Genomic DNA, 891 nt, shown 5'->3' on the forward strand with positions numbered 1-891 from the left:
CGACCGCCCGGTCGTGATCGACTTCATCGTCCACGAGGACGCCCAGGTGTGGCCGATGGTCGCCGCCGGCACCTCCAACGACGAGGTCATGGCCGCCCGGGGCGTGCGCCCCGACTTCGGCGACAACAACGAGAGCTGAAGAGGAGGCACAGTCATGCCCAAGCACACCCTGTCGGTCCTGGTGGAGAACACCCCCGGCATCCTGGCGAGGATCGCTGCGCTGTTCTCGCGCCGCGGCTTCAACATCGACTCGGTTGCTGAAGGAAGCACCGAGCATGCCGACATAAGCCGCATCACTCTCGTCGTGGACGCCCAGCACGATGTTTTGGAGCAGGTCACCAAACAGATCGGCAAGCTGGTCAACGTCCTGAAGATCGTCGAGCTAGCGCCGACCTCGGCCATCCACCGCGAGCTGGCCCTGGTGAAGGTCCGTGCGGACAACGAGACGCGCTCGCAGATCGTCGAGATCGTCCAGCTCTTCCGCGCTAAGACCGTGGACGTCTCGCCGGAGAGCGTCACCATCGAAGCCGCCAGCAGCAGTGACAAGCTGGAAGCCATGCTCAAGATGCTAGAGCCGTTCGGCATCAAGGAGCTGGTGCAGTCCGGCACGATCGCCATTGGACGCGGTCAGCAATCCCTTACCCAACATCCGGTACGGCGCCTGCAGCGGGCGGCCTGATCCGTCACCTTATGTGTGAAACCAAGGAGAGACCCGAAGTGGCCGAGCTGTTCTACGACGACGACGCCGACCTGTCCATCATCCAGAACCGCAAGGTCGCGGTGATCGGCTATGGAAGCCAGGGCCACGCCCACGCGCTGTCCCTGCGCGACTCGGGCGTCGACGTGCGCGTCGGTCTGCACGAGGGCTCCAAGTCCAAGGCCAAGGCCGAG

At 64.3% G+C, this 891-nt stretch carries 1 protein-coding gene and 1 pseudogene; both read left to right on the forward strand.

The window, feature by feature from the left end; genetic code table 11:
- The first annotated feature begins 154 nt into the window (after positions 1-154).
- A complete protein-coding gene (gene ilvN / locus IG62_RS0140925; protein WP_030816356.1) occupies positions 155-679 on the forward strand; it encodes an acetolactate synthase small subunit in 525 nt (174 codons plus the stop codon).
- Between the two features lie 38 nt (positions 680-717).
- Positions 718-891, forward strand: a pseudogene (locus IG62_RS45900) (ketol-acid reductoisomerase); the annotation flags it as partial.

It is taken from the genome of Streptomyces sp. NRRL S-337 (assembly GCF_000720175.1).
GTDB classification, from domain to species: Bacteria; Actinomycetota; Actinomycetes; order Streptomycetales; family Streptomycetaceae; genus Streptomyces; species Streptomyces siderophoricus.

What these genes read in the sequence shown, in the direction of transcription:
- ilvN (WP_030816356.1), top strand. Translation starts at nt 155, where the DNA reads ATGCCCAAGCACACCCTGTCGGTCCTGGTGGAGAACACCCCCGGCATC.